Source organism: Microtetraspora malaysiensis (assembly GCF_050947145.1).
GTDB classification, from domain to species: domain Bacteria; phylum Actinomycetota; class Actinomycetes; order Streptosporangiales; family Streptosporangiaceae; genus Microtetraspora_A; species Microtetraspora_A malaysiensis.
Genome location: NZ_CP191998.1, coordinates 4244012 through 4267703 on the forward strand (window position 1 = coordinate 4244012; position 23692 = coordinate 4267703).

The 23692-nt window shown below is 72.0% G+C and carries 25 protein-coding genes; 15 read left to right on the forward strand and 10 right to left on the reverse strand.

The annotated features are described in order from the left end of the window. Window positions 1–64 precede the first annotated feature (64 nt). The 3 genes from selA to fdhA all read left to right on the forward strand — a co-directional run bounded on the left by selA (window position 65) and on the right by fdhA (window position 4511). A complete protein-coding gene (selA, locus tag ACQP1V_RS19890) occupies window positions 65–1369 on the forward strand; it encodes an L-seryl-tRNA(Sec) selenium transferase (RefSeq protein WP_433425165.1) in 1305 nt (434 codons plus the stop codon). Beyond that, complete coding sequence (locus tag ACQP1V_RS19895; RefSeq protein ID WP_433425166.1) at window positions 1369–3153, forward strand: SelB domain-containing protein; 1785 nt, start codon at window positions 1369–1371, stop codon at window positions 3151–3153. The genes selA and ACQP1V_RS19895 overlap by 1 nt, the downstream gene beginning before the upstream one ends. Before the next feature lie 134 nt (window positions 3154–3287). After that, on the forward strand, window positions 3288–4511 hold the full coding sequence (fdhA, locus tag ACQP1V_RS19900) for a formaldehyde dehydrogenase, glutathione-independent (RefSeq protein WP_433425168.1): 1224 nt from the start codon (window positions 3288–3290) through the stop codon (window positions 4509–4511). Window positions 4512–4521: 10 nt separating this feature from the next. Here the strand turns inward: fdhA and nfi are convergent, their stop codons facing one another. Then, on the reverse strand, window positions 4522–5211 hold the full coding sequence (nfi, locus tag ACQP1V_RS19905; protein ID WP_433425170.1) for a deoxyribonuclease V: 690 nt from the start codon (window positions 5209–5211) through the stop codon (window positions 4522–4524). 101 nt (window positions 5212–5312) lie between these two features. Here nfi and ACQP1V_RS19910 point away from each other — a divergent pair, with 101 nt between their 5' ends. Then, window positions 5313–6095, forward strand: a complete 783-nt coding sequence (locus ACQP1V_RS19910) for a 3'-5' exonuclease (protein ID WP_084258458.1) — start codon at window positions 5313–5315, stop codon at window positions 6093–6095. A gap of 114 nt (window positions 6096–6209) precedes the next feature. Beyond that, complete coding sequence (locus ACQP1V_RS19915; RefSeq protein WP_433425172.1) at window positions 6210–6950, forward strand: hypothetical protein; 741 nt, start codon at window positions 6210–6212, stop codon at window positions 6948–6950. Here the strand turns inward: ACQP1V_RS19915 and ACQP1V_RS19920 are convergent. Continuing rightward, window positions 6937–7437, reverse strand: a complete 501-nt coding sequence (locus tag ACQP1V_RS19920) for a MarR family winged helix-turn-helix transcriptional regulator (RefSeq protein ID WP_433425173.1) — start codon at window positions 7435–7437, stop codon at window positions 6937–6939. The genes ACQP1V_RS19915 and ACQP1V_RS19920 overlap by 14 nt on opposite strands. A 129-nt stretch (window positions 7438–7566) precedes the next feature. Between ACQP1V_RS19920 and ACQP1V_RS19925 the strand changes: the two genes are divergently transcribed. Next, window positions 7567–7758 (forward strand): hypothetical protein, encoded by a 192-nt coding sequence (locus ACQP1V_RS19925; RefSeq protein ID WP_433425175.1) that lies wholly within the window; start codon window positions 7567–7569, stop codon window positions 7756–7758. Window positions 7759–7805: 47 nt separating this feature from the next. Here the strand turns inward: ACQP1V_RS19925 and ACQP1V_RS19930 are convergent, their stop codons facing one another. Further along, window positions 7806–7961, reverse strand: coding sequence for a hypothetical protein (locus ACQP1V_RS19930; protein WP_433425177.1), 156 nt, complete (start codon window positions 7959–7961; stop codon window positions 7806–7808). 163 nt (window positions 7962–8124) lie between these two features. Here ACQP1V_RS19930 and ACQP1V_RS19935 point away from each other — a divergent pair, with 163 nt between their 5' ends. Together ACQP1V_RS19935 and ACQP1V_RS19940 are read left to right on the forward strand one after the other, a co-directional pair. Beyond that, window positions 8125–9243: a site-2 protease family protein gene (locus ACQP1V_RS19935; protein ID WP_433425178.1), complete on the forward strand. Its 1119-nt coding sequence runs from the start codon at window positions 8125–8127 to the stop codon at window positions 9241–9243. A 38-nt stretch (window positions 9244–9281) separates the two neighbouring features. Beyond that, window positions 9282–10100 (forward strand): universal stress protein, encoded by an 819-nt coding sequence (locus ACQP1V_RS19940; protein WP_433425180.1) that lies wholly within the window; start codon window positions 9282–9284, stop codon window positions 10098–10100. 25 nt (window positions 10101–10125) lie between these two features. On the opposite strand, the gene ACQP1V_RS19945 is transcribed toward ACQP1V_RS19940, so the two are convergent. The 6 genes from ACQP1V_RS19945 to ACQP1V_RS19970 all read right to left on the reverse strand — a co-directional run bounded on the left by ACQP1V_RS19945 (window position 10126) and on the right by ACQP1V_RS19970 (window position 16591). Further along, window positions 10126–11133, reverse strand: a complete 1008-nt coding sequence (locus ACQP1V_RS19945) for an Acg family FMN-binding oxidoreductase (protein WP_067126549.1) — start codon at window positions 11131–11133, stop codon at window positions 10126–10128. A gap of 132 nt (window positions 11134–11265) precedes the next feature. Next, window positions 11266–12180, reverse strand: coding sequence for an oligopeptide/dipeptide ABC transporter ATP-binding protein (locus tag ACQP1V_RS19950; protein WP_387415956.1), 915 nt, complete (start codon window positions 12178–12180; stop codon window positions 11266–11268). Beyond that, window positions 12177–13031, reverse strand: a complete 855-nt coding sequence (locus ACQP1V_RS19955) for an ABC transporter ATP-binding protein (protein WP_433425182.1) — start codon at window positions 13029–13031, stop codon at window positions 12177–12179. Before ACQP1V_RS19955 ends, ACQP1V_RS19950 begins: the two co-directional genes overlap by 4 nt. Continuing rightward, entirely contained in the window at window positions 13028–13909 is an 882-nt protein-coding gene (locus ACQP1V_RS19960) for an ABC transporter permease (protein WP_433425183.1), read from the reverse strand. The genes ACQP1V_RS19955 and ACQP1V_RS19960 overlap by 4 nt, the downstream gene beginning before the upstream one ends. Further along, window positions 13906–15015 (reverse strand): ABC transporter permease, encoded by a 1110-nt coding sequence (locus ACQP1V_RS19965; protein WP_433425185.1) that lies wholly within the window; start codon window positions 15013–15015, stop codon window positions 13906–13908. Before ACQP1V_RS19965 ends, ACQP1V_RS19960 begins: the two co-directional genes overlap by 4 nt. Beyond that, on the reverse strand, window positions 14990–16591 hold the full coding sequence (locus tag ACQP1V_RS19970) for an ABC transporter substrate-binding protein (protein WP_433425186.1): 1602 nt from the start codon (window positions 16589–16591) through the stop codon (window positions 14990–14992). The genes ACQP1V_RS19965 and ACQP1V_RS19970 overlap by 26 nt, the downstream gene beginning before the upstream one ends. A gap of 130 nt (window positions 16592–16721) precedes the next feature. On the opposite strand from ACQP1V_RS19970, the gene ACQP1V_RS19975 reads away from it, so the two are divergent. Beyond that, a complete protein-coding gene (locus ACQP1V_RS19975) occupies window positions 16722–17348 on the forward strand; it encodes an Lrp/AsnC family transcriptional regulator (protein ID WP_387415995.1) in 627 nt (208 codons plus the stop codon). A 24-nt stretch (window positions 17349–17372) separates the two neighbouring features. Here the strand turns inward: ACQP1V_RS19975 and ACQP1V_RS19980 are convergent, their stop codons facing one another. Then, window positions 17373–17717: a hypothetical protein gene (locus ACQP1V_RS19980; protein WP_433425188.1), complete on the reverse strand. Its 345-nt coding sequence runs from the start codon at window positions 17715–17717 to the stop codon at window positions 17373–17375. A gap of 259 nt (window positions 17718–17976) precedes the next feature. On the opposite strand from ACQP1V_RS19980, the gene ACQP1V_RS19985 reads away from it, so the two are divergent. From ACQP1V_RS19985 to ACQP1V_RS20010, 6 genes are all read left to right on the forward strand, one after another. After that, complete coding sequence (locus ACQP1V_RS19985; RefSeq protein ID WP_433425190.1) at window positions 17977–18435, forward strand: hypothetical protein; 459 nt, start codon at window positions 17977–17979, stop codon at window positions 18433–18435. After that, the gene (locus ACQP1V_RS19990) at window positions 18432–18761 is read left to right on the forward strand and encodes a transcriptional regulator (RefSeq protein WP_387415963.1); all 330 of its coding nucleotides are present in this window, start codon (window positions 18432–18434) and stop codon (window positions 18759–18761) included. Before ACQP1V_RS19985 ends, ACQP1V_RS19990 begins: the two co-directional genes overlap by 4 nt. 92 nt (window positions 18762–18853) lie before the next feature. After that, window positions 18854–19759 carry a TIGR03619 family F420-dependent LLM class oxidoreductase gene (locus tag ACQP1V_RS19995; RefSeq protein WP_433425192.1) on the forward strand — a complete coding sequence of 302 codons (906 nt, stop codon included), beginning with the start codon at window positions 18854–18856 and terminating at the stop codon, window positions 19757–19759. Between the two features lie 168 nt (window positions 19760–19927). Further along, on the forward strand, window positions 19928–21742 hold the full coding sequence (locus tag ACQP1V_RS20000) for an ABC transporter substrate-binding protein (protein WP_433425195.1): 1815 nt from the start codon (window positions 19928–19930) through the stop codon (window positions 21740–21742). A 4-nt stretch (window positions 21743–21746) separates the two neighbouring features. Further along, a complete protein-coding gene (locus ACQP1V_RS20005; protein WP_387415966.1) occupies window positions 21747–22787 on the forward strand; it encodes an ABC transporter permease in 1041 nt (346 codons plus the stop codon). Then, entirely contained in the window at window positions 22784–23692 is a 909-nt protein-coding gene (locus tag ACQP1V_RS20010; RefSeq protein ID WP_387415967.1) for an ABC transporter permease, read from the forward strand. The genes ACQP1V_RS20005 and ACQP1V_RS20010 overlap by 4 nt, the downstream gene beginning before the upstream one ends.

Consider the following 23692-nt stretch of genomic DNA (forward strand, 5'->3'; position numbering starts at 1 on the left):
CACCCGCCGCGGTTCGCGGCTCGGCTGCTTCGGTTCGGCTCCGGCTGCGTCCTATGTTCGGACGGTGGATCGACGCAGACGGGTGCCGCGCACCGACACCGTGCTGGCCGCACCGGAACTGGTCGCGGCGCAGGGACGCCTCGGGAGAGCGGCCGTCAAGGAGGCCGTCGCCGCCGCCCAGCGGCGCGTACGGCACGGCGAGCTGAGCCCGGACGACGTCGTCCGGGCGGCGGTCGCGGCGCTGCCCGCGCGCGCCGCCGCCCTGCGCCCGGTGATCAACGCGACCGGTGTGCTGCTGCACACCAACCTCGGCCGGGCGCCGCTGTCGGCGGCGGCGATCGAGGCGGTGACGGCGGCGGCGGGGGCCGCCGACGTGGAGTTCGACCTCGCCACCGGCAGGCGGGCCCGGCGGGGACGGGACGCGCTCGACGCGCTGGCGCGGGCGGTCCCCGCCGCCGAGGACGCGCACGTCGTCAACAACAACGCCGCCGCGCTCGTCCTCGCCGCCACCGCGCTGGCCCGGGGGCGCGAGATCGTGGTCAGCCGCGGCGAACTGGTCGAGATCGGGGACGGTTTCCGGATCCCCGACCTGCTGGTCTCGACGGGGGCGCGGCTGCGCGAGGTCGGCACCACGAACCGGACCTCGCGCGAGGACTACGCCGCGGCGCTCGGCCCGGACACCGGGTTCGTGCTCAAGGTGCACCCGTCGAACTACCGGATCGAGGGGTTCACCGGTGCCGCGGGCGTCGCCGATCTGGCCGGGCTCGGCGTGCCCGTCGTGGCCGACGTCGGCTCCGGCCTGCTCCGCCCCGAGCCGCTGCTGCCGGACGAGCCGGACGCCGCGACCGCGCTCGGCTCCGGCGCCGACCTGGTCACGGCCAGCGGCGACAAACTGCTCGGCGGCCCGCAGGCCGGGCTGCTGCTCGGCCGCCGCGACCTGGTCGAGCGGTGCCGGCGGCACCCGCTCGCCCGCGCACTGCGCGTGGACAAGCTCACCCTGGCCGCGCTGGAGGCCACCCTGCGCGGCCCCGCGACACCGGTCGCCGAGGCGCTGCGCGCCGACCCGGAGGAGCTGGCCGCCCGCGCGGCGGCCCTCGCGGGCACGCTCGCCCGGGCCGGCCTCGACGCGCGCGCCGTGCCCAGCGCGGCGGCCGTGGGCGGCGGCGGAGCGCCCGGCGTCACACTGCCGAGCGCGGCGGTGAGCCTGCCCGTACGGCTCGCCGCGCCGCTGCGCACCGGCGAGCCGCCCGTCGTCGGCCGGATCGAGGGCGGGCGGCTCCTCCTCGACCTGCGCGCCGTACCGGCGGCGCGGGACGGCGACGTGGCGCGGGCCGCGCTGGCCGCGCACGCGGCTCCGGAGGAGGAGTGATGCACGTCGTCGCCACCGCCGGTCACGTGGATCACGGCAAGTCCACGCTCGTGCGCGCCCTCACCGGGATGGAGCCGGACCGGCTGGAGGAGGAGCGGCGGCGCGGCCTGACGATCGAGCTCGGCTACGCGTGGACGTCGCTTCCCTCCGGGGAGCGGCTCGCGTTCGTGGACGTGCCCGGGCACGAGCGATTCCTGGCCACGATGCTGGCCGGAGTGGGACCGGCGCCCGCCGTGATGTTCGTCGTCGCCGCCGACGAGGGCTGGATGCCCCAGTCGGAGGAGCACCTGGCCGCCCTGGAGGCCCTCGGCGTACGGCACGGCCTGCTCGCGGTCACGCGGGCCGACCTCGCCGATCCGGGGCCCGCGACCGCACAGGCGGCGGCGCGGCTGGCCCGCGCCGGATTGGGCGGTGTGGAGCGGGTCGCGGTGAGCGGGCGCACCGGCGAAGGGCTGGACGGCCTGCGGGCGGTGCTGGATCGCCTTGTGGCCCGGCTGCCCGCGCCCGACCCCCGCGCGCCGGTGCGCGTGTGGATCGACCGCGTGTTCACCGTGCGGGGGAGCGGCACTGTCGTGACGGGGACGCTGCCCGCCGGGACGGTCGCGGTCGGCGACGAGCTGGCGCTGCCCTCCGGCGCGGCGCGGGTGCGGGCGGTCGAATGCCTGAAGGAGGCGGTGCCGTCCGTGGCCGGGGTCGCGCGGGTGGCGCTCAACCTGCGCGCCTCCGCCGCGCCGGAACGAGGCCAGGCGCTCGTCACCCCGGGCGCGTGGACGTGGACCGACGTCGTGGACGTCCGGATCCACCTGGTCGGCCCGGCCGCCGACTCGGGGGAGGACGGGCCGGCCCTGCCGCCGCGGCTGACCGCGCACATTGGGTCGGCCGCCGCGGCGTGCGACGTGCGGCCGCTCGGCGGGCCGATCGCCCGGCTCCGCCTGGGCCGTCCGCTGCCGCTGCACCTGGGCGACGTCCTGCTCCTGCGCGACCCCGGACACAGCGCGGCCGTCCGGGTGCTGGCCGGGGCGACGGTGCTCGACCCCCGGCCGCCCGCGTTGCGGCGCAGAGGCGCGGCCGGGGAGCGCGCCGCCGAGCTCGCGGAGGCCGCGCCGGACGCCCGCTCCCTGCTGCGTACGCACCGGCTGCTGCGCACGGCGGACCTGCGCGCCATGGGGTGCGCGCCCGAGGGCGAGCCGGTGTCCGGGGACTGGCACGCCGATCCGGCCCACTGGATCCGGCTCCGGGAGCGGTTGCCCGGCGCGGTCGGCCGGTACGCGGCCGAGCACCCCCTGGAGCCCGGGATGCCGGTCGAGGTCGCCCGGCGCGCGCTCGGCCTGCCCGACCGGCGGCTCGTCACGTCCCTCGTCGCGCCGCCGCTCGCCGTCCACGATGGGCGGATCGTGACCGGGTCCGGTGACCGGGCCGCGGCGCTGCCCCCGGCCGTCGCCGCGGCGGTGGAGCGGCTGCGCGCCGAGCTCGCCGCCCGGCCCTTCCTCGCGCCGGAGGCGGGACGGCTGGCCGAGCTGGGCCTCGGCCCCAAGGAGGTGGCGGCGGCGGTGCGCACCGGCGCGCTGCTGCGGGTGGCCGAGGGCGTGGTGCTCCCGGCCGGCGCGGACCTGCGTGCGGCGGAGCTGCTCGCCCGCCTGCCGCAGCCGTTCACCGTCAGCGAGGCGCGGCGGGCGCTGGACAGCAGCCGCCGCGTCATGGTGCCGCTGCTCGAACATCTCGACCGGCGCGGGCTCACCGAACGCGTCGACGACCTGCGCCGGCGGTGCCGTACGCCCTCTTGATCAGGCATGCCCGATTTTGCGATCAATGGGCGATTTACAATGAAGCGAGCTGCAATCTTCGGGCCGGATCCGGGGGTTCCGCGGTTCCTCGGGCCGGGCCTGGCCGGGTACGCCCGGGACGGGGAGGGGCAGGCATGCCGGGGAACAAGGGCGTCGTTTACGAGGGTCCGGGCACGGTCGAGGTGCACGCCATCGACTATCCCGAGTTCGAGCTGAAGGACGGCCCCGGCGTGAACCCGGCCAACGTGGGCCGCAAGGTTCCGCACGGCGCGATCGTCAAGGTGATCGCCACCAACATCTGCGGCAGCGACCAGCACATGGTGCGCGGGCGGACGACCGCCCCCCAGGGCCTCGTCCTCGGGCACGAGATCACCGGCGAGGTCGCCGAGGTCGGCCCAGACGTCGAGTTCGTCAAAGTCGGCGACATGGTCTCGGTGCCCTTCAACATCTCCTGCGGCCGCTGCCGCAACTGCAAGGAGGGCAAGACCGGCATCTGCGAGAACGTCAACCCGGGCCGGCCCGGATCGGCGTACGGGTACGTCGACATGGGCGGCTGGGTCGGCGGCCAGGCGGAGTACGTGCTGGTGCCGTACGCCGACTGGAACCTGCTGAAGTTCCCGGACCGGGCCCAGGCGATGGAGAAGATCCTCGACCTCGCCATGCTGGCCGACATCTTCCCCACCGGGTTCCACGGCTGCGTCACGGCCGGGGTGGGGCCGGGCTCGACCGTCTACATCGCGGGCGCGGGGCCGGTCGGACTGGCCGCGGCCGCGTCGGCGTTCCTGCTCGGGGCGGCGGTCGTCATCGTCGGCGACCTCAACAAGGAACGGCTGGCCCAGGCCCACGGCTTCGGCTGCGAGACCGCCGACGTGTCGCGGGGCGAGCCGCGCGAGCACATCGAGCGCGTCCTCGGCGCGCCCGAGGTGGACTGCGCCGTGGACGCGGTGGGCTTCGAGGCGCGCGGCCACGGGCGCGAGGCCGGCACGGAGCACCCCGCCGCCGTGCTCAACACGATCATGGACGTGACCCGGGCGGGCGGCGCCGCGGGCATCCCCGGCCTCTACGTCACCAGTGACCCCGGCGCCAAGGACGAGGCGGCCCGGCAGGGCTCGCTGCCGATCAGGATCGGCCTCGGCTGGGCCAAGTCGCTGGCGTTCGCCACCGGGCAGTGCCCGGTCATGCGCTACAACCGCCGGCTCATGATGGCGATCCTGCACGACCGGGTACGCATCGCCGACGCGGTGAACGCCACGCCCATCCCGCTCGACCAGGCGCCGCGCGGCTACGCGGAGTTCGACAGGGGCGCGGCCCGCAAGTACGTGCTCGACCCGCACGGGATGCTCGCCGCGACCGCCTGACGCCTGCGGGTCAGGCGGCCGGCACCCCCGAGCGGGAGAGCCGGTCGGCCAGCCGGATCGGCTCGGGCAGACGGTACTCGGGAGTGAGCCGCAGCACGTGACGGCAGGCGTTGTCGAGGCCGATCCGGTGCCCCTGGGACACGTAGACCGGCTTGACACCCGTACGCGTGCGCAGCGCCCGCCCGACCACCTCATCGCGCTCCACGATCGGCGCCCACGCGCCGCGTTCCGAGGCGGGGACGTCGTAGCGGCCGACGAACGCCGTCTTGGCGACCCCGATCGCGGGCAGCCCGGTCAGCACGCCGACATGGCAGGCCAGGCCGAACCGGCGCGGGTGGGCCAGGCCGTACCCGTCGCAGACCAGCAGGTCGGGCGTGACCCGCACCCGGTCGAGCGCGGTCAGCAGCGGCGGCAGCTCGCGGAAGGCGAACAGGCCCGGCACGTACGGGAACCGGGCGCGCTCCCGCACGACGACCTGGTCCACCACGTCGAGGGTCCGCGCGTCCAGGACCACCACGGCCGCGGTGAGGCGGTCGCCCTCGTCCTGGCCCTCATACGCGACGTCGAGGCCCGCGACGTACCGGACGGTCTCCGGCCCGGGGTCGGCGAGGTCCACGAAGGGGCGCAGCCGCTCCTGCTCCGCCTCCGCGTCCGCCACGGTGTGCGGCCACGCCTCCGGCATCTCCGGCCGTTCTGCCATGCCCGCGCCCTGCTCCATCGGCCGCCTTCCGCCGCTCGTTCCGTACGTGCCGCGCGAGGCGGGGGCGCGAAAGTGTCGGTGGCGACTGTTATATCGCGATCATGACCACTTCCCCCGCGGTCGCGCCCGAGGGACTGCCCCGGCTCACCTGGCGGCAGGCCAACGCCCGTGACCTCCGCACCAAGGGGCAGCTCGCGAAGCGACGCCGCCTGCCGGTCAGACCGCCCGTCGCGCTCGTCGTCATCGACGGCCGCGAGTTCGAACTCTACCGCGACCACGACACGATCGATCTCGAGGCCGAACGCTGGAGGGCGATCCGGTGGGCCGACGCGATGCTCCGGTCCAACGCCGTCATCCTCGACACCGAGACCACCGGCACCGACCCGAACACCGACCGCGCGGTGCAGGTCAGCGTCGTCGACATGCGCGGCGACGTCCTGCTCGACACGCTGGTCGACCCCGGTGTGCCCATCCCGGCCGACGCGTCCGCGATCCACGGCTACCACGACCGCGACGTCGCCGGGCAGCCCGCCTTCGGCGAGGTCCTGCCTCAGCTGAGCACGGTGCTCACCGCGCCCGACCGGCCGGTGATCGTCTACAACAGCCGGTACGACGGACGCCTCCTGCGCGCCGAGGTCGCCCGCGTCCGCAGCCTCGACTACGCCATGGCCTGGTCGCGCGGCTTCTCCTGGAAGTGTGCGATGACCGTGTACGGCTGGTTCAGAGGCCAGTGGGACGAGCGGCGCGGAGACTGGCGCAGGCACGCGCTGCCCGGCGGCGACCACAACGCGGTCGGCGACTGCCGCGCCGTGCTGCGGCTCATCGAGACCATGGCCGAGGCGGTGGACGACCCGCCCCTCGACCCGGACGCCCTCGACGACTGAGGGACCGCCCGCCCCCGCATTCTGGTCGAATGCCACGAATTCCCGGCATCCGGCACGGTTCGGTACGAGATGATCCAGAAGAGTGCGGGGTGCCAAGACGATCGGGGGAAGCGCGTGGCGGAGTACCGGGAGCCGTACCGGATCGCGGGGCTGTGGGTGCGCGTGCTCCTGCTCGTCGTGCTGGTGTGGGGCGGCCTCGTCGCCCTGCTCAGTGTCGCGCCCCGCGAACGCGACCTCGCCGATCTGCGCGCCGACCTCGCCGCCGGACGGGTCACCTACGTGATCTACACGGGCGGCGGTGACGCGCGCGCCGAACTGCGGGAGGTGCGCTGGTCCACGGCGCCGCTGTTCTGGTACCGGGCGCGGTCGCCGTGGCCTGGCGACGGTCCCTACACGCAGGCCGGCCTTCTCGCCGACGTCGCCCCGGAGATCTCCGACGCCGACGCCTCCGTGTCCGACCCGCGCCCGGTGATACGGCGGGCCGAGGACCGGCCCGGCCGCGGGATCTTCCCCTCCTGGCCGTTCCGGGTGCCCCTGCCGCACGCGAGCTGGGCGGTGGCGGCCGCCTGGATCGCCACGCTCCTCATCATGCTGGGCACCGCCAGGCCCCGGCTCGGAAACCGCTGGGCCTGGTTCTGGCTGTTCACCGTCGGAAAGATCGGCGCCGTCGCCTACCTGCTCTCCGAGCCCCGATCGCTGTGGCGCGGGCTCGGCCCGCAGGGCTCGCCGCCGTCCCCGCTCGGAGGCGGTCAAGGGTGCCTTCTCGCCGTCTGCCTCCAGCTCCTCGTCCCGTTCGCGCTCTACGGGGCGGGGGTCGCGTTCCCCGCGCTGATCGACGTCCTCATCGGGTCCTGACGCCGGTCGGCGCCGGCTCGTGCGGGGCGTGGCCGTTGTTGGCGGCGTTGGCGGCGGCGATCACGCGCATGAGCGACTCGTGCAGGTGCTGGAGCTCGTCCAGTCCCATGCCGAGCCGGGCCACGATCGCCGGCGGGATCCCCTTCGCGTCGGACCGGAGGTCACGGCCCGCCTCGGTGAGGACGACGGCGAGGGCGCGCTCGTCCTCGGGGTCGCGCTCACGCCGGACCAGCCCGGCCGCCTCCAGGCGCTTCAGGAGCGGGGAGAGGGTGCCCGGGTCGAGCTGGAGCATCCGGCTGAGGTCCTTCACGGCCAGGGGCGCGTGCTCCCAGAGCGCCAGCATGACCAGATACTGCGGATGGGTGAGGCCCATCGGCTCCAGCAGGGGACGGTAGACCGCGATGACGTTCCTGGACGCGACGGACAGTGCGAAACACACCTGGCGTTCCAGGGACAACGGGTCCGGAATGTCGGCGAAGCCGGTCACATGCACCTCCGTACGACGGGCGTGGTATAAAAATTAGTACACAAATGATTTGTGCACCAACTAATCGCTGAGTCCGTGAGCCGCCGACCCCGGAGGGCCGGCGCGGCTCACCTGACCGGAGGTAAGGTCGTGGCCCCTTTGCGGCGGAAGAGTCTCGAAGAGCGGATCGCCGAGCGCCAGGCGCAGCGGCCGCCCCTCGTCGAGAAGGGCAAGTACTTCGAGCACGGCCCGGCCAAGTTCATCTTCATCTTCCTGGTCGTCTTCGTGATCCTTGGCCACATCCTCGGCCTGCTCCTGCTGATGTGGATGGACATCGGCTGAGTCTCAGCCCGACAGCCCGACAGCCGGGCGGCCGCGCCGGAACGGCGTCAGGGGTGCAGCGGCAGCCCCTTGAGCACCTTGTCCACGTCGTTCCTGCCGCCGTGGACCGCCAGACCCGCCAGCCGCAGCAACTCGGCGGCCGAGGCGGGGTTCGCCGACCAGAGCCACCTCACCCGCTGGTTCGTCCGCTGTTTCGGGATCACCCCCGGCCGCTACCGAGACGCGACGCGAACGGCGTGCGGCTGACCGAGGCCGCCACCGCCGGCTGATCGGTTACATCCGCCCCGCCACGGGCAGTCGAAAGTCCTCGGCGAAAGGGACGAGACGTCCCTGCCGGGACCGGCCGTTCGGGCGGATGGTGGAAGTATGAAGCAGAGTCTGCGGCTCGGGCGGATCGCCGGGATCCCGGTGGGCGTCCACTGGTCGGTGCTGGTGATCGCGGCGCTGATCGCGGTCAGTCTCGCCGGCGCCGTGCTGCCCGGCGCGGTGCCCGGCCAGGCTCCCAGGTTGTACTGGGTGCTCGCCGTGGTGACCGCCGTGCTGTTCTTCGCCTCGCTGCTGGCCCACGAGCTGGCGCACGCGCTGGTCGCCCGGTGGCGGGCCATCCCCGTGCGGTCGATCACGCTGTGGCTCTTCGGCGGCGTCACGCAGATGGAGGGCGAGGCGCGGACGCCGCGCGGCGAGCTGGAGATCTCCCTGGTCGGCCCGCTGACCAGCCTGGCCGTCGGGGGGATCGCCTTCGTCGTGGCCGTGTACGCGCCCGGGCCGCGCCTGGTGATGTCCGCCCTCATGTGGCTGGCGCTGATGAACCTGCTGCTCGGGGTCTTCAACATGCTCCCCGGCGCGCCGCTCGACGGCGGCCGGGTGCTGCACGCCGTGGTGTGGTGGCGCACCGGCGACCGCTTCCGGGCCGACCGGGCCGCCGCGCGGGCCGGGCAGGGACTCGGGCTCCTGCTGATCGCCGCGGGCGTGGCCGAGGTCCTGTTCACCACGTGGGCGGGCGGCCTCTGGCTCATGATCATCGGATGGTTCCTGGCCGGCGCGGCGGGCACCGAGATGACCGCGCGCTCGGCGCGCGAGGGGCTCGAAGGCGTCCGGATCAAGGACGTGATGACCCCGCTGCCCGACCTCGCCCCGGCCTGGCTCGACGTCGGGGAGTTCGTCTCCAGCGTCGCGTCCCGATCGCACCAGACGGTGTTCCCCGTGGTCGCGTTCGGGGGTGAGCCCGTCGGATCTGTCACGCTGGAGGAACTGGCCGCCGTGCCGCCCGCCCGGCGCGGCTCCACCCGTCTGGGCGACCTGGCCCGGCCGCTGGCGCCCGAGCGGGTGGTCGGCCCCGACGCCGAGGCGATCGTGCTGCTCGAACGCCCGGCCCTCGGCCCGCTGGCCGCCGTCGTCACCGAGGGGGGACAGATCACCGGCATGGTCACCGCCCAGGACATGGCCCGGATGATCCGGCTGGCACTCCTGCGCCGGTCCGGCTGAGCCGGGGCCCGGCGGAGCGCGCGACGAGAGGAGACGGCATGCGAGCCGACCAGCGGCCCGTGGTGGTCGGATACGACGGATCGGCGCTCAGCGAGACGGCCCTGCGCCTCGGGGTGCGCGAGGCGCTGCTGCGGTACGCGCCCCTGGTGGTGACCCACGCCTGGCAGTGGCCGTTCCAGGTCAAGCCGAGCGACCCGTCGATCGTCGAGACCGTACGGCTCTCGGCCGAGCACACCCTCGGCAAGGGCGTCACCCTGGCCACCACGATGGCGCCGCGCCTGGAGGTCCGGGGCCGGCTGGAGCAGGGGTCGCCGGCGTCGGTCCTGCTCACCGATGCGGCGGCCGAAGAGCTGATCCTCCTCGGCACGCGGGGGACGGGCGGCTTCGAGCGGCTCAAGATGGGCTCCACCGCCGTCCAGGTCGCCGGGCACGCGCCCTGCCCGGTGATCCTCATCGGCGAGCCGGGCGCGGCCTCCGGCCCCGTCGTCGTCGGCGTGGACGACTCGCCGCTGGGCGGCAGGGTGCTCGGCTTCGCCATGGAGGAGGCGTCGCTGCGCCATGCCGAGCTGCTGGCCGTACACGCCTGGGCGGAGGACGAGGGGCCGCCCCGCGAGGTGGGCGCCCGGTTCCAGCGGATCGTGGCGCCCTGGTGCGAGAAGTATCCGCAGGTGCGGGTCTCCACCTCGTTCGCGGAGCGGCCGGCGGCCGAGGCCCTGGTGTCGGAGAGCAAGGAGGCCGCGCTGGTCGTCATCGGCAACCGCGGGCACCGCGAGCCGGCGAGGGTGACGCTCGGCCTGGTCACCCAGGCCGTGCTGCACGACGCGCGCTGCCCCGTCGCGGTGATTCCCCAGAGCTGACGGCCCCGGAGCCCCTGGAGGCCCGCTAGAGGCGCAGCAGCGGCATCAGGCGGTCGCGCCCGCGCCGCTCCTGGAGCAGCAGCTCGCCCGCCGGGCGGCGCGGAGCGCGCGGCACCACCGGCCCGTACCCCAGCCTGATGATCATCTGCGCGTGCCCGCGCGCGTGCCTCGGGTCCGTACGGCGGCGCATGTCACGCAGGTCGAGCGGCTGGTTGAGGAACGATGCGGAGATCCCGTGGCAGGTGGCCATGAGGAGCACCCGCTGCAGTGCCTGGCCCGCGTGCAGCCAGTCGACCGGCCGGTCGCCCCGGGTGGTGAGCACGGCGAGCTGCGGGTGTGACTCGAAGCGCTCCACCCGGCGGTCCCGTCCCCGGTGGCCCAGTCCGAAGTCGCGCACCGGCGCCGGGTCGCGGTCCGCGCGCGGCCCGTGCACGTGGCGCGGGACGCCGTCGAACAGCGCGCGCCCGGCCGTCCACGCCGCCAGTTCGGCGAGGTAGCTCTTGTCCCGCTCGATCTCGTCGTCGGCCAGCGCGACCTGTTCGAGGAGCTCGTTCGCCGCCGCGCCGTCCAGGGGGAGCAGGTTCGCGCCCTCGCGGGTGGCCGCGATGCGCAGGCCGGCCATGACCGAGGGCGGGATCATCCGGTCCTCGAACGGCTCGCGGTTGGTCCGGCGCACCCGGATCGCCGAGTAGAGGGCGCGCTCCGTCGCGTTGGCCGGCGTCGAATCGGTCATCCGGATCGAGGCGAGCAGCTCGGGCTCGTCCGGATCGGGCAGCAGCGACACCGTCGGGCGGTGGCCGCCGACCCTGACCGCCAGCCGGAGGTTGAACAATGCGGCGCCGCAGCTCAGATGCATCGAACGGCCCCTGGGGTCGCTCACCCGCAGCCTGCGGCTCGGGTCGCACAGCAGCTCGGCCAGGTCGTGCCCGGAGGTCCGCAGGCGCCACGGCTGGGTGTTGAGCACGGACGGGGCCTGCTCAGCCGCCACCAGAAGGTACTGAACGCCGAGATCGGACGCCAGGGGCGAGAGCATCGTTGGCCTCCTCGAGATAGACGGATCTCGTACAGGGCCAGACTTCGCCGTATCCGCCGGGGAGACCAGTGCCGACGGCCCCCGCGCCGCCGGGACTTTGGTCATCAGGCCCCGCCCGACCGGGAGAACCGGTCAGGCGGGCTCGTGCAGCCAGCAGGCGACCGGCCCGAACTCGGGCTCGCGCTCCCTGCAGACGTCCATCACCTTCGGGCAGCGGGGGTGGAACCGGCAGCCGGCCGGAGGCGAGGCCGGGTCGGGCACGTCCCCCGGGAGCTCCGCCGGGAGCACCCCGGCCCCGTCCGGAGCCGGGATCGCGCCGAGCAGCGCCCGCGTGTACGGGTGCCGCGGGTCGGCCCAGACCTCGTCGGTCCGGCCGGTCTCCACGATCTTGCCCAGATACATCACCGCGATCCGGTCGGCGATCAGCCGTACCACGGACAGGTCGTGGCTGATGAAGAGCAGCCCGGCGCCCGACTCGACCGCGAGGTCGCGCATCAGGCGGGCGACCTGCGCCTGAGCCGACGCGTCGAGCGCCGAGATCGGCTCGTCGCCGATCAGCAGGGACGGCCGGGCGGCCAGGGCCCGGGCGATCGCGATCCGCTGGCGCTGGCCGCCGGAGAACTCGTGCGGGTACCGCGTGGCGAACTCGCGCGGCAGCCCGACGCGGTCGAGCAGGTCGGCCGGCGTGGTCGAGGTGTCGGCCGCCGTGCGCAGTCCGTCGGCGATCTGGTCGCCCACCCGCCGCCGCGGGTTCAGCGACGCGTACGGGTCCTGGAAGACCATCTGGATGCCGGTCAGGGACGAGTCCCTGCGGCGCAGGCCGAGCGGCGTCACCGGGCGGCCCTGGAACGAGACGGTCCCCGAGGCCGGGCGGCCGATCCCGCACACCGTGCGGGCCAGTGTCGACTTGCCGCACCCGGACTCGCCGACCAGGCCGACCACCTCTCCGGCGGCCACGCTCAGGCTGGCCCCGGCGACGGCCCGCACCACGGGGCGGCCGGGCGTGCGGTGCTCGACGACCAGGTCGTCCACCTTCAGCAGTGTCATGCCGGCTCTCCTTCGGACGGTTCGGCCCCGGCGGTCGCGGCCGCCGCGTTCCCGGCGTTCTCGGGCAGCGATTCGAGCAGCGCCCGCGTGTACGCGTGGCGCGGCTCGACCAGCACCTGGCCGCGCGGCCCCGTCTCCACCATCAGGCCGTCCTTCATCACGCTCACCTCGTCCGCGACCGCCGACATCACGCCGAGGTCGTGGGTGACCAGCAGCACGGCCAGGCCGAGGTCGTCGCACAGCCCGCGCAGCAGCCGCAGGATGCCCGCCTGGACGGTCACGTCGAGCGCCGTCGTCGGCTCGTCCGCGATGAGCACCTTGGGCGCGCAGGCGAGCGCCACCGCGATCGCGATGCGCTGTCGCATGCCGCCGGAGAACTGGTGCGGGTAGCGGCCGATCGCCTCCTCCGGCCCGGGAATGCGGACCTTGCGCATCAGGTCGATCGCCCGCTCCCGCGCCTCGCCCCGGCTCAGCCGCAGGTGGTGGCGCATGTGCTCGGTGAGCTGCCGCCCGATCGTCAGCATGGGGTGCAGGCTGGTCGCCGGGTCCTGGAAGACCATGGCGACCTCGGCCCCCCGTACGGCGTTGAGCTGCTTGGGAGGCAGGGACAGCAGGTCGCGCCCGGCCAGCGCGATCCGGCCCGACGCGCGGGCCCCGTGCGGCAGCAGGCCGAGCACGGCCAGGCCGGTCATGGTCTTGCCGGAGCCGCTCTCGCCGGCCAGGCCGTGGACCCGGCCCGGCTCCAGCGTGAGGTCGACGCCGCGCAGGATCTCCTTGCCGCCGATGGCGACGGTGAGCCCCTCGATGGCGAGGACGCCGTCGCCCGCGGCCGTCTCGTGTCGCTCGCTCAAATGGCACGCTCCTTGATGGCGCGGGCGGTACGGGGGTCGAGCGCGTCGCGCAGCGTGTCCCCGAGGAAGTTGAACGCGAGCACCACGGTCAGGATGGCGAGACCGGGGAAGGTCGCCACCCACCAGCTGTCGAAGACCTCCACGCCGGAGGCGACCATCGCGCCCCACTCGGGCGACGGCGGCTTGGCGCCGAGGCCCAGGAAGGACAGGCCGGACAGCAGCAACAGCGCGGTGCCGATGTCGAGCGTCGCCAGCACCATGACGGGACCGGTGACGTTGGGCAGAACGTCCACGCGCAGCGAACGCCAGGCCGAGAAGCCGAGCAGCCGGCCGCTCACCACGAACTCCCGCTCACGGATGCCGAGCACCAGGCCGCGCGTCACTCGGGCGTAGGCGGGCCAGGCGACGACGAGTACGGCCAGCACGGCGTTGCCGAGGCTCGCGCCGAGCGCGGCGGCCACCACCATGGCGAGGATGATCGTGGGGAAGGCGAACACGAGGTCCGCCAGCCGCATGATCGTCTCGTCCACCCATTTGCCGAAATATCCGGCGCAGGCGCCGAGCAGGCCGCCGATCAGCACCGACATCGCCACCAGCAGCAGCGTCAGCGGGATCGACACCCTGGCGCCGTACAGCACGCGACTGAGGATGTCGCGGCCGAGTTGGTCGGTGCCGAACCAGTGGCCGGGGCCGGGCGGGGCCAGCCGGGGCAGCTCCTGGGCGAGCGGGTCGTGGGGGGCGAGCACCGGCGCGGCCAGCGCGATCACGATCCAGGCGATGGCCACCACGCCGCCGGTGATCGCCAGCGGGCGCCGCCACGCCTCGGGCAGCCGCCGGATCAGCCCCCCTGTCCGCGGCGCCGTCTGCCGTCGTCTCACGACAGTCTCACTCTCGGGTCGATGACGCCGTACAGAACGTCCACGATCAGGTTGATGACGAGGTAGACCACGCCCACCACGAGGCCGACGCCCATGATGGCGGGCAGGTCCAGGGAGGTCGCGCTCTTGTAGGCGTACTGGCCGACGCCGGGCCAGGCGAAGATCGCCTCGACGAGCACGGTGCCGGACAGCAGGCTGCCGAAGGCGAGGCCCGCGACCGTGATGACCGGGACCAGCGCCGGGCGCAGGACGTACCGGAACAGGATGACCCGGCTGGGCAGGCCCTTGGCGCGGGCCGCGCGGACGTAGTCCTGGCCGAGCACCTCCAGCACCGCCGAGCGGGTGAACCGGGTGAGCAGGCCGATCGTGTACAGCGCGAGGACCAGCGCCGGGGTGACCAGGTGGCCGGCCGCCGAGGCGAACACGTCCCACTGGCCCGACAGCGCGGCGTCGACCGTGTACAGGCCGGTGGCGTGCGGCGGCGGCGTCATGCCGGGGTCGATCCGGCCGCTGCCCGGCGTGATCTGCAGCCGGTAGAAGAAGACGTAGAACGCGACGAGGGCGAGCCAGAACGTCGGCACCGAGATGCCGAACAGGCTGGTCACACGCAGGATGTGGTCGGCCAGGCGGTCCCGGCGCAGCGCGGCGACCACGCCGAAGCCGACACCGAGGACCAGCGAGATCAGGATGGCCGCGCCGGCCAGTTCCAGCGTCGCGGGCACGAACTCGGCCAGGTCGTCGGCCACCGGGCGGTGGCTCTGCTGGCTCTGCCCGAGATCCCCGTGCAGCACGCCGGACAGGTGCACCAGGTACTGCTGGGGCAGCGGCTTGTCCAGTCCGTGGTCCGCGCGCCACTGCGCGACGATCGCCGGGTCGCCGATGGCGCGCTGGCCCAGGTTGGCCGCGGCCGGGTCGCCGGGGACGAGGTTCGTCAGGATGAACGTGACGAGCGTGATGCCCAGGGCGAGCAGCAGCGCCGTGACGATCCTGCGGACCAGGAAGCGGGCGAACGGATGCCGGCGTGAGGCGCGGCCCCGGACAGCCTTCCGGCTGTCCGGGGCCGCGCCGCCCGCGCGGTCCTTACTTGGCGCCGAGGTCGGCGACATTGATCGTCCACACGGGGTGGTACTGCAGGCCGGTGACGGACCCGGCCGTCACGATGTTCTGGCCCGGCTGGATCAGCGGGATGAACGGCCCGGACGCGTTGAGCTTCGTCTGCACGTCGGTGTACGCCTGCTTGCGGTCGTCGTCGGTCACCGCGGCGGCGGCCTTCTCGCCCGCGGCCTCCAGCTCCTTGTCCGAGTCCGCCTTCCAGCCGGCGCGCAGGCCGACCAGCTTGCCCGGCAGGAACGACAGGTAGTTGCTGGGGTCGGGGAAGTCCGGGCCCCAGTACCAGAGGCCGAGCTCCTCCTTGCCGTTGCGGTAGTTGTCCAGGGCCGTGGTGACCGGCGCGGGCGCGATCTCCACGGTGATGCCGACCTCCTTGAGGTTGGCCTGGATGCGCTCGGCCAGCGGCTGGAAGGACAGGCCGTTGACGGTCAGCTCGCTCGGGTACTCCAGCTTGACCGTGGGGTTGGCCACGCCGCTCTCCTTGAGCGCCGCCTTCGCGCCCTCGACGTCGCGCTTGGTGGCCTGGTCGGCCGGGAGCGCGCCGAGGAACATCGACGGGATGATGCCCGCCGCCTGGGTCGAGCCCTCACCGGCCAGCTCCAGCAGGCCGGTGTAATCGACGCCCTTGCGCAGCGCCTCGACGAACTTGGGGTTGGAGGTGACCTTGCTGACGCCCGAGTCCTGGTTGGCCAGCAGGAAGAACACGTACGCCGAGGTGGTCCGCTGGACCTGGAGCCCGCCGCCCATGCCGGCCACCTGGTCGCCGGACAGGTTCAGCGCGACCTGGCTGTCGCCGCGCTGCACGTTGAGCTTCTGCGTCGCCGACTCGACGTTGCGCAGGACGACCTTGTCGTAGAACGGCTTCTTGGCGCCCCAGTACTTGTCGTTCTTCTTGAGCACCACCTGGCTGCTCACGTTGAACGACTCGATCGTGTACGGCCCGGAGCCGGCCGAGGCGGAGTTGAGGTACTGCTCGGCCTTGTCGTCCGGACCAGTGGTCGCGCCGTTCTCCTTGGCGACCTTGGAGTTGAGGATGCCCAGCGCCGGGTTCGGCAGGATGTACGGCAGCGCCGGGTTGGGCGCCTTCGACGTCAGCGTGATCGTGCTTTCGTCGGTCTTGGCCACCTCGACGCCGTCGAGCAGGAACGACGGGGTGCCCTTCATGTCGCGCACGCGGGTCAGCGAGAAGAGGACGTCGTCGGCGGTGACGGGGGAGCCGTCGGCGAACGTGGCGTCCTTGCGCAGCTTGAGCGTGAGCTCCTTGCCGTCGGATGACATCTCGTACGACTCGGCGAGGGACGGGACCGGCTTGGTGACGTCCGCGCCCTCGAAGGTGAGGAGCGTGTCGTAGGTCGCCTTGTCCATGACCAGACCGGTCGGCTCGTACGTGCGGCCCGGGTCGGCCGTCTTGAGATCGAAGGATGTGTCGATCACGAGGGTCTTGCCCGCGCTGCTCTGCCCCTGCGTGGCGGACGAGCCGCCGCTGGAGCACGCGGCGAGGGCGAGAGCACCGGTGAGCACGACCGGCAGCAGGGCGGTGGTCGCCCGCCGGCGCCGCGAACGGAGCGCCATATCTGTATCCTCCGAAAATGTGCCATGTGAGACGTTTAGTCGATGATGGTGCAGGAGTGTCCGACAGAAAGTCCAGCGTGTGCCGGGATGCTGAGACAAATCTGATGAGGGGGAAACTGCCGTGACCGAAATGTCAAGCTACCCGACGCCTGGGACCACTCCTTCTGGACGTATCGGCATCGGCCTGGAACTCGACTCGACACATCTCAAGATCCTTGAGGTGCTGCGGGAGAACGGCCGGATCTCCGTCTCCGCCCTCGCTGACCGGGTCGGCATCTCCCGCGCGAACGCCTACACCCGGTTCGAGGCGCTGCGCGCCGAAGGGGCGATCAAGGGCTTCACCGCCGAGATCGACCATGTCCGGGCCGGCCTCGGCATCACCGCGCTGATCTTCGTGACCGTGCGGCAGCAGATGTGGCGCCAGTTCCGCGCCCAGCTCGCCCAGATGCCCGAGGTGGAGTACTGCGCGATCACCACGGGCCAGCACGACGCCATGATCCAGGTGCGGATGACCGACGTCGCCGCCGTGCACAGCCTGGTGACCGAGCGCCTGGCGAACATCCCGGCGGTCAAGGCCACCGAGACCGTCTTCATCCTCGACGAGGTGATCAAGCGGCCGTACATCCTGCCGACCGACCGGCGGTCCGCCCCGCGGCGGCCCGCACCCGAGGCGTCGGGTGACGGGGTGCCGCTGGGCAAGATGCGTTTCGAGGGCGTCTCCGAGGGCCGGGCCGGGCTGCAGCGGGACAAGGGCTAGCGCCCCCGACGGGGACGTGCGGGGTCAGCGGACCTCGGCGCACACGCTGACGTGGGTCCTGTCGTCGCCCTCGAACTGGAACTCCTCGACGAGGTGCAGCAGCCCGTCGGGGCGGGTCTCGATCCGGCTGGTGCTCCGGCCGCCCGCGTGCCCGCCCTTCTTGAGGTGGTGGATGTAGGTGATCTCCAGGCGGTCGTCGTCCCGGCTGCCGACGAAGTGCCCGTGGACCACCGTGTCGCCGAAGTAGCTGCCCCAGACGATGCCGTCCTCCTCGAGGTAGACGAACTCGGTCGGCGCGTCCGGGTCCACCTCGCTCGCGGTCGAGCTGACCATCACGAACCGGCGGTTGTTGAGATTTCTGTCGTCCATGCCTCCGCATCGTGCCGATTCGTCCGCGGTTCGCAAACGATGCTGGACGTTTCGCCGGCCGGGCGCCCCTGACTGCCGCCTTCCGTCCAGCCGGGTCGTGACGTCCGTGGCGAGGGCGCAGACACGCGAGCGTGGCCGGCGAGCGGGCGATGTCGTGCCGAGGCCTGAGCCCGAAGGCGCGCGGCGGCTTCGCCGCCGACTTTCCGTACCGGAAATTCGACTGTTGACGGACTGGAAAGTCGGGGGGAGTCTTTCCAGTATGGAAAGAGACAAGGACGCGTTACGTCCCTCCCCCGAAGAGGCCGCCGCCGCGCTGAAGGCCGTGCAGCAGGCCCGTTCCGCCGGATACACCCCGATCCCCGCGTGGTTCTTTCCCACGCTCGGCCTGCTGGTGGGCGGCGTCCTGATGCTCCAGGCGCTGCACGAGATCGTCAGCCTCGCACTGATCGTCGCCCTGGTCATCGGCTATCTGGCGATCGAGCGCGTCTACAACAAGCAGGTCGACAGGTCCGGCGTCGCGCCGCGGGAGCTCACGATGCGCCAGCAGCTGGTCCTCGCGGCGCCGCTGCTCCTGCTCTGGATCGCCGGCCAGCTCCTCGACGACCGGTGGGGCCCGGTGGTCTGGGTGGTCATCGCCGTCACCGGCGCCTGCTGGACGATCGGCTACGGCCTCCTCCACAACCGGCGGGCGCGGGAACGGGCACGGGCATCGGCATGAAGTTCACCGACACGGCTGACGACCGGGCCGCCGGCGGCTTCGACGCCACCATCCACGCGCCCAACCGGCTGCGGATCTGCGCCCTGCTGGGGGCGGCCGAGAAGGTCGAGTTCGGCGTGGTGCAGGAGCGGCTGCAGGTCAGCGCCTCGGTGCTGAGCAAGCATGTCAGCGTGTTGATGGAGGCCGGGTACGTCGAGCAGACCAAGGCCGTGCGCGACACCCGTCAGCGGGTGTGGCTGTCCCTCACGAAGTCAGGCCGCGCCGCCTACCACGCGCACGTCGCGGCCCTGCGCGCCATCGTCGGCGATCCGCACGAACAGGACTGAAAGCAGGGCCGGCGAAGGCTTGATTTGCCGGACGCGTCCCGGGTTGGATTCTCTCGGGATCGTCAGCCTCTCGGAACAGTTGGAGGTTGCGGATGGAGCTCGGTCTGGCGCTGGCGCAGTACGGGCGGTTCGCCTCACTGGAGTCCGTGCGGCGGGTGGCACGAGAGGCCGAGGAGCTCGGCTTCGCCAGTCTATGGGTGGGGGACCGGCTGCTCACCCCGCTCCATCCGCGCGACCGCTATCCCGGCGGTGGAGGGACGATCCCCGCCGAGCACATGGTCTTCCTCGACCCGTTCGCCGTGCTCTCCGTGGCCGCCGCGGCCACCCGGCGGGTACGGCTCGGTACCAGCACGCTGAACGCCTGCTGGTACCCGCCGATGCTGCTGGCCCGCTCGCTGACCACGATCGACGCGCTGAGCGGGGGCCGGATGATCGCGGGCTTCGGGCTCGGCTGGTCCTCCGACGAGTACGCGGCCGTGGGCGTGCCGTGGAAGTCGCGCGGGGAGCGGCTCGACGCCACGCTCGACCTGCTGCACGCCGCCTGGACCGACGACCCGGTCAGCTACGCCGACGAGCGGTGGCAGGTCCCGCCGAGCCGCGTCTTCCCCAAACCGCCCGGCGGGATGCCGATCTACCTGGCCGGTTTCGCTTCTAGCGCACTTGAGCGCGTCGGTCGCCGGGCCGACGGCTGGCTCGGCGCCGCCCTGCCGATCCCGGTCCAGACCGGGATGTGGGCCGCGATCCGCCGGGCCGCGGAGGACGCGGGACGCGATCCCGAGGCCCTGCGCATGGTGCTGCGGGCCAACCCGATCGTCACGGACGCGCCCGCGCCGGAGGCGCACGTCCCCGGCATGGGGACCGTGGCGCAGATTTCGGACTACCTGGCCGCGGCGGCCGAGGCGGGCGCGGACGAGGTCCTGCTCGACCTCCAGCTCACCGCCCGGGACGACGACCACCTGCTCGACCTCGCCCGGGCGTTCCGCGCGGCATTCTCCTGACCATGGACTTCAGGGTCTGGCGATCGGTTTCGCGTGTGACGCGATGAAGGAAAGTTACAGAAGCTTCACGGCTTGTGGAGATAATTGACGTCATCGCCGCTTCACCATAAAGTCCGGAAAAAGTTCCGACTGTCCAGCCCCGATATAAAGACCCCCACGGAGCGGTCCATGAAGCGTGTAGCAGCGGTTGTGTCGTTGCTCAGCCTTGCCGCCGTCACTGTGACGGCGTGCAGCAGCACCAGTACGGGTGGAAGCTCAGCCTCCGGCGGTGGCCTCTACACCACCATCGACGGGGACAAGCCCGGCCTCGACGTCAACGGGCCGATCAACCCGTGGCACCCCAAGGGCAACCAGTTCAAGGGCTTCAACGCGATGAAGCTCGGGTGGGCCAAGAACACTCTGACCGACCCGAACCAGTTCTATCCCGGCATCGCCGCGAGCTGGGACATCGCGCCCGACAACTCCTCGATCACGCTGCACCTGCAGCCGAACAACAAGTGGTCCGACGGCAAGCCCGTCACCGCCGAGGATGTCAAGCTCTCCATCGCCCTCGCGTACACGCAGGGCAGCACCGCGTTCTCGCTGGACCCCGGCGCGGCCGGCGCGGCCTCCGACGTGGAGGTCGTCGACGACCACACGGTGAAGATCTCCCAGGACATGTCCAACCCCGCCGTGACGTTCGTCCGTGGCGTAATGGACAGCTTTGTCGTGCCCGCGCACATCTGGAAGGACGCGGTCCCCGCCAACTTCTGGGACACCCTCAAGGCCGCCCGCGGTGAGGGCGCCGAGGCCGAGAAGGCCCGCGCCGAGATCACCGCCCAGTCGGAGAAGGTGCTCGCCTTCGCGCCGGCCAAGGACGTCTCCGCCGGGCCGTACGTCCTGGAGCGGATGAACCCGGGTGAGGCGCTCCTCGTCAAGAACAAGAACTTCTACAACGTGGCCAAGGTCGGCCCCGACCAGGTCAAGCTGCTCAACTACACCGGTAACGAGCAGATCTGGAACTACCTGATTTCGGGTAAGCTCGACAACGCGCCGTTCACCGCGGTGCCGGCCGACGTGATGAAGCGGATCGGCCAGACGCCTGGAAACGCGGTCGTCAAGGGCTTCTCGCCCGTCTCGGTCGCCATGGCGTTCAACCAGTCGAAGAAGCCCTACGACAACATCCACGTGCGCAGGGGACTCGCTTACCTGATCAACAGGGACGAGGTCACCAAGATCGCCTCTCCCGAGGGCGGCACCCCGGCGCTGACCACCACGGGCATCCACCAGAAGCCCGCGGAGGAGTGGCTGGGCGCCGAACTCGGCCAGCTCGAGCCGTACAAGCTCGACGCGGCCAAGGCGGAGAAGGAGTTCAAGGAAGCCGGCCTGAAGAAGACCGGCGGAAAGTGGACGCTCCCCGACGGGAAGCCGTGGAAGTTCACGATCAACGTGCCGGCGCCGTTCTCCGACTGGGTGTCCGCGGCCAAGGCCGTGACCAGCCAGCTCAACGAGGCGGGCGTGAGCGCCGAGGTGCTCACCACCGCCGACTACCCGCTCTACCTTTCGGAGCTGTCGGCGGGCAAGTACGACGTCGGCTTCTGGCTCGTGGCCCTCGGCCCCGCGCCGTACAACATCTACCAGCGCCTCTACGGCGCCTCGAATGGTTGGGCCAACCTGGGCGGCAAGATCAAGCACTCCGCCCCGGGCAAGGACGGCAACTGGATGGGTAGCCCCGAGACCATCGACGTCAAGGGGGTCGGGAAGATCAACCCCGGCGAGCTCACCGCCAAGCTGAACTCCGCGCCCGAGGCCGAGCAGAAGGCCATCGTCGGCCAGCTCGCCAAGGCGGCCAACCAGGACCTGCCCGTTATCCAGCTGTGGGACTACGTCAACACGCAGTTCATCAACACGAACCGGTTCACCGGCTTCCCGGAGAACGAGAGCGATCTGCTCCGGCAGACCTCCGGCGTGTGGCTCCAGCTCGGAATGATCAAGAAGAAGTAGGTTCATGACGCTCATCGGGGTCCCGGGACGTTCCGGGGTAATCGCTGTCGCACGACGACTCGCGGGCCACCTGGCCCGCGGGCTCGTCATGATCCTGGTGGTCACCACGATCAGCTTCCTGATCATCAGGAACATTCCCGGTGACCCCATGGCGGCCAAGTACGAGAAGCTCGTCGAGCAGGGCATGTCGCCCGAGGCGGCCCAGCAGGCGGTCAACGTCCTGTACGGCTTCATGCCGACCGGCAGCATGTGGGAGCAGTACCTCGACTACATGAAGGGACTGGCCCACTTCGACCTCGGCCAGTCGCTGAACGTGCCGGGCACCGGCGTGGGGACCGTTCTCATGTCCGCGGCCAAGTGGACGCTGATCCCGGTGCTCGCCGGGACCCTGCTGAGCTTCCTGGTCGGCATCATCCTCGGGGTCTACGCCGCGATCAAGCGCCAGGGCAAGCTCGGCGACCTGCTCGCGATCTCCGGATCGCTGCTGCACGGCCTGCCGCAGTACGTGCTGGCGCTGCTGCTCGCGGCGATCTTCACCACGCTGATCCCCATCCTCCCCGCGGGAGGAACCGCCGACATCATGTTCGAGCCGGGCTTCAACGCCGGCTACATCGGCTCGCTGATCCAGCACGCCACGCTGCCCATCGTGACGTACGCGCTGTCCAGCTACGGCGGCTGGATCCTGGCCATGAAGTCCAGTGTGGTCACCGTGCTCGGCGACGACTTCATCCTCGCCGCCGAGCTGCGCGGGATGAAGCGCTCGATCATCTTCAGGTACATCGCGCGCAACGCGATCCTGCCTCTGTTCACGATCCTCGCGCTGTCGCTGGGCATGCTGTTCGGCGGGGCCATCTTCATCGAGCGGATCTTCAACTATCCGGGTCTCGGGCTGATGCTCATCGACAGCATCACCGGACGCGACTTCGCCCTTATGGGCGGCGCGTTCCTGCTCATCACGGCTGCGATCATCGTCGCGAACATCGTGGCCGACCTGCTGTACACCGTCATCGACCCCCGGGTCAGAAGCGGAGGTGAGGCGGCATGACCGCGACCACGATCATGCCGGAGGCGCGCAGCGCCTCGGCGAACCTGCGCCGCAACTTCTGGCGCGGCGTCTGGCGGGTCATGAAGCGCAAGCCCAGCCGGATGGTCGGTGCGGTCATCATGGCCGGGTTCGCGTTCATGGGCGTCTTCGGGCCGATGCTCTATCCGGACCGGCTGCCGCGCGACACGTCGGCGCTCTACGCGCCGCCGAGCTGGGCGCACCCGTTCGGCACCGACTTCGAGGGCACCGACGTGCTCGCGCTGGTCGTCACCGGATCGCGGTACGTCCTGCTGACCGGCCTGGTCACCGCGGTGATCACGGTCGTGCTCGGCGCGGGCATCGGGCTGTTCGCCGGGTTCAGGCGCGGACGCTGGGACAGCGTCCTCATGCGGATCACCGACATGAAGCTGACGATCCCCGGCCTGCCACTGATGCTGGTGCTGTCCACGGTCTGGAAGTTCACCAGCGCCATCGAGATGGGCCTCGTGCTCGGCCTGCTCGGCTGGGGCGGCGTGGCCCGCGCGGTGCGCTCCCAGACCCTCTCGCTGCGCGAGCGCGGCTTCGTGGAGGCCGCCAGGGGACTCGGCCTGTCCACGCCGCACATCATCGGCAGGGAGCTGCTGCCCAGCATGGCCCCGTACATCGCGATGAACATGCTCATCGCGGTGACCGGAGCCGTGTACGCGCAGGTCGGCCTCTTCTTCCTCGGCGTGCTGCCGTTCGAGGCCAACAACTGGGGCGTGATGCTCAACCTCGCCGTTTTCGGGGGCGGCGCGCTGACCACGACCGCGGCCCTGCCGTACCTTCTGGCGCCGCTGCTGGCGATCCTGCTGCTCACCCTGGGCATCGTGCTGGTCGTCGACGCCATGGACGAGATCTTCAACCCCCGCCTGCGTGAGGAGTGA

Bases quoted from the DNA above. Each gene is read 5' to 3' on its own strand.
- ACQP1V_RS19895 (WP_433425166.1), top strand. From the start codon at position 1,369: ATGCACGTCGTCGCCACCGCCGGTCACGTGGATCACGGCAAGTCCACG.
- fdhA (WP_433425168.1), top strand. From the start codon at position 3,288: ATGCCGGGGAACAAGGGCGTCGTTTACGAGGGTCCGGGCACGGTCGAG.
- nfi (WP_433425170.1), bottom strand. From the start codon at position 5,211: ATGGCAGAACGGCCGGAGATGCCGGAGGCGTGGCCGCACACCGTGGCG.
- ACQP1V_RS19910 (WP_084258458.1), top strand. From the start codon at position 5,313: ATGACCACTTCCCCCGCGGTCGCGCCCGAGGGACTGCCCCGGCTCACC.
- ACQP1V_RS19935 (WP_433425178.1), top strand. From the start codon at position 8,125: ATGAAGCAGAGTCTGCGGCTCGGGCGGATCGCCGGGATCCCGGTGGGC.
- ACQP1V_RS19940 (WP_433425180.1), top strand. From the start codon at position 9,282: ATGCGAGCCGACCAGCGGCCCGTGGTGGTCGGATACGACGGATCGGCG.
- ACQP1V_RS19945 (WP_067126549.1), bottom strand. From the start codon at position 11,133: ATGCTCTCGCCCCTGGCGTCCGATCTCGGCGTTCAGTACCTTCTGGTG.
- ACQP1V_RS19950 (WP_387415956.1), bottom strand. From the start codon at position 12,180: ATGACACTGCTGAAGGTGGACGACCTGGTCGTCGAGCACCGCACGCCC.
- ACQP1V_RS19965 (WP_433425185.1), bottom strand. From the start codon at position 15,015: ATGTCGCCGACCTCGGCGCCAAGTAAGGACCGCGCGGGCGGCGCGGCC.
- ACQP1V_RS19970 (WP_433425186.1), bottom strand. From the start codon at position 16,591: ATGGCGCTCCGTTCGCGGCGCCGGCGGGCGACCACCGCCCTGCTGCCG.
- ACQP1V_RS19975 (WP_387415995.1), top strand. From the start codon at position 16,722: ATGTCAAGCTACCCGACGCCTGGGACCACTCCTTCTGGACGTATCGGC.
- ACQP1V_RS19980 (WP_433425188.1), bottom strand. From the start codon at position 17,717: ATGGACGACAGAAATCTCAACAACCGCCGGTTCGTGATGGTCAGCTCG.
- ACQP1V_RS19985 (WP_433425190.1), top strand. From the start codon at position 17,977: ATGGAAAGAGACAAGGACGCGTTACGTCCCTCCCCCGAAGAGGCCGCC.
- ACQP1V_RS19990 (WP_387415963.1), top strand. From the start codon at position 18,432: ATGAAGTTCACCGACACGGCTGACGACCGGGCCGCCGGCGGCTTCGAC.
- ACQP1V_RS19995 (WP_433425192.1), top strand. From the start codon at position 18,854: ATGGAGCTCGGTCTGGCGCTGGCGCAGTACGGGCGGTTCGCCTCACTG.
- ACQP1V_RS20000 (WP_433425195.1), top strand. From the start codon at position 19,928: ATGAAGCGTGTAGCAGCGGTTGTGTCGTTGCTCAGCCTTGCCGCCGTC.
- ACQP1V_RS20005 (WP_387415966.1), top strand. From the start codon at position 21,747: ATGACGCTCATCGGGGTCCCGGGACGTTCCGGGGTAATCGCTGTCGCA.
- ACQP1V_RS20010 (WP_387415967.1), top strand. From the start codon at position 22,784: ATGACCGCGACCACGATCATGCCGGAGGCGCGCAGCGCCTCGGCGAAC.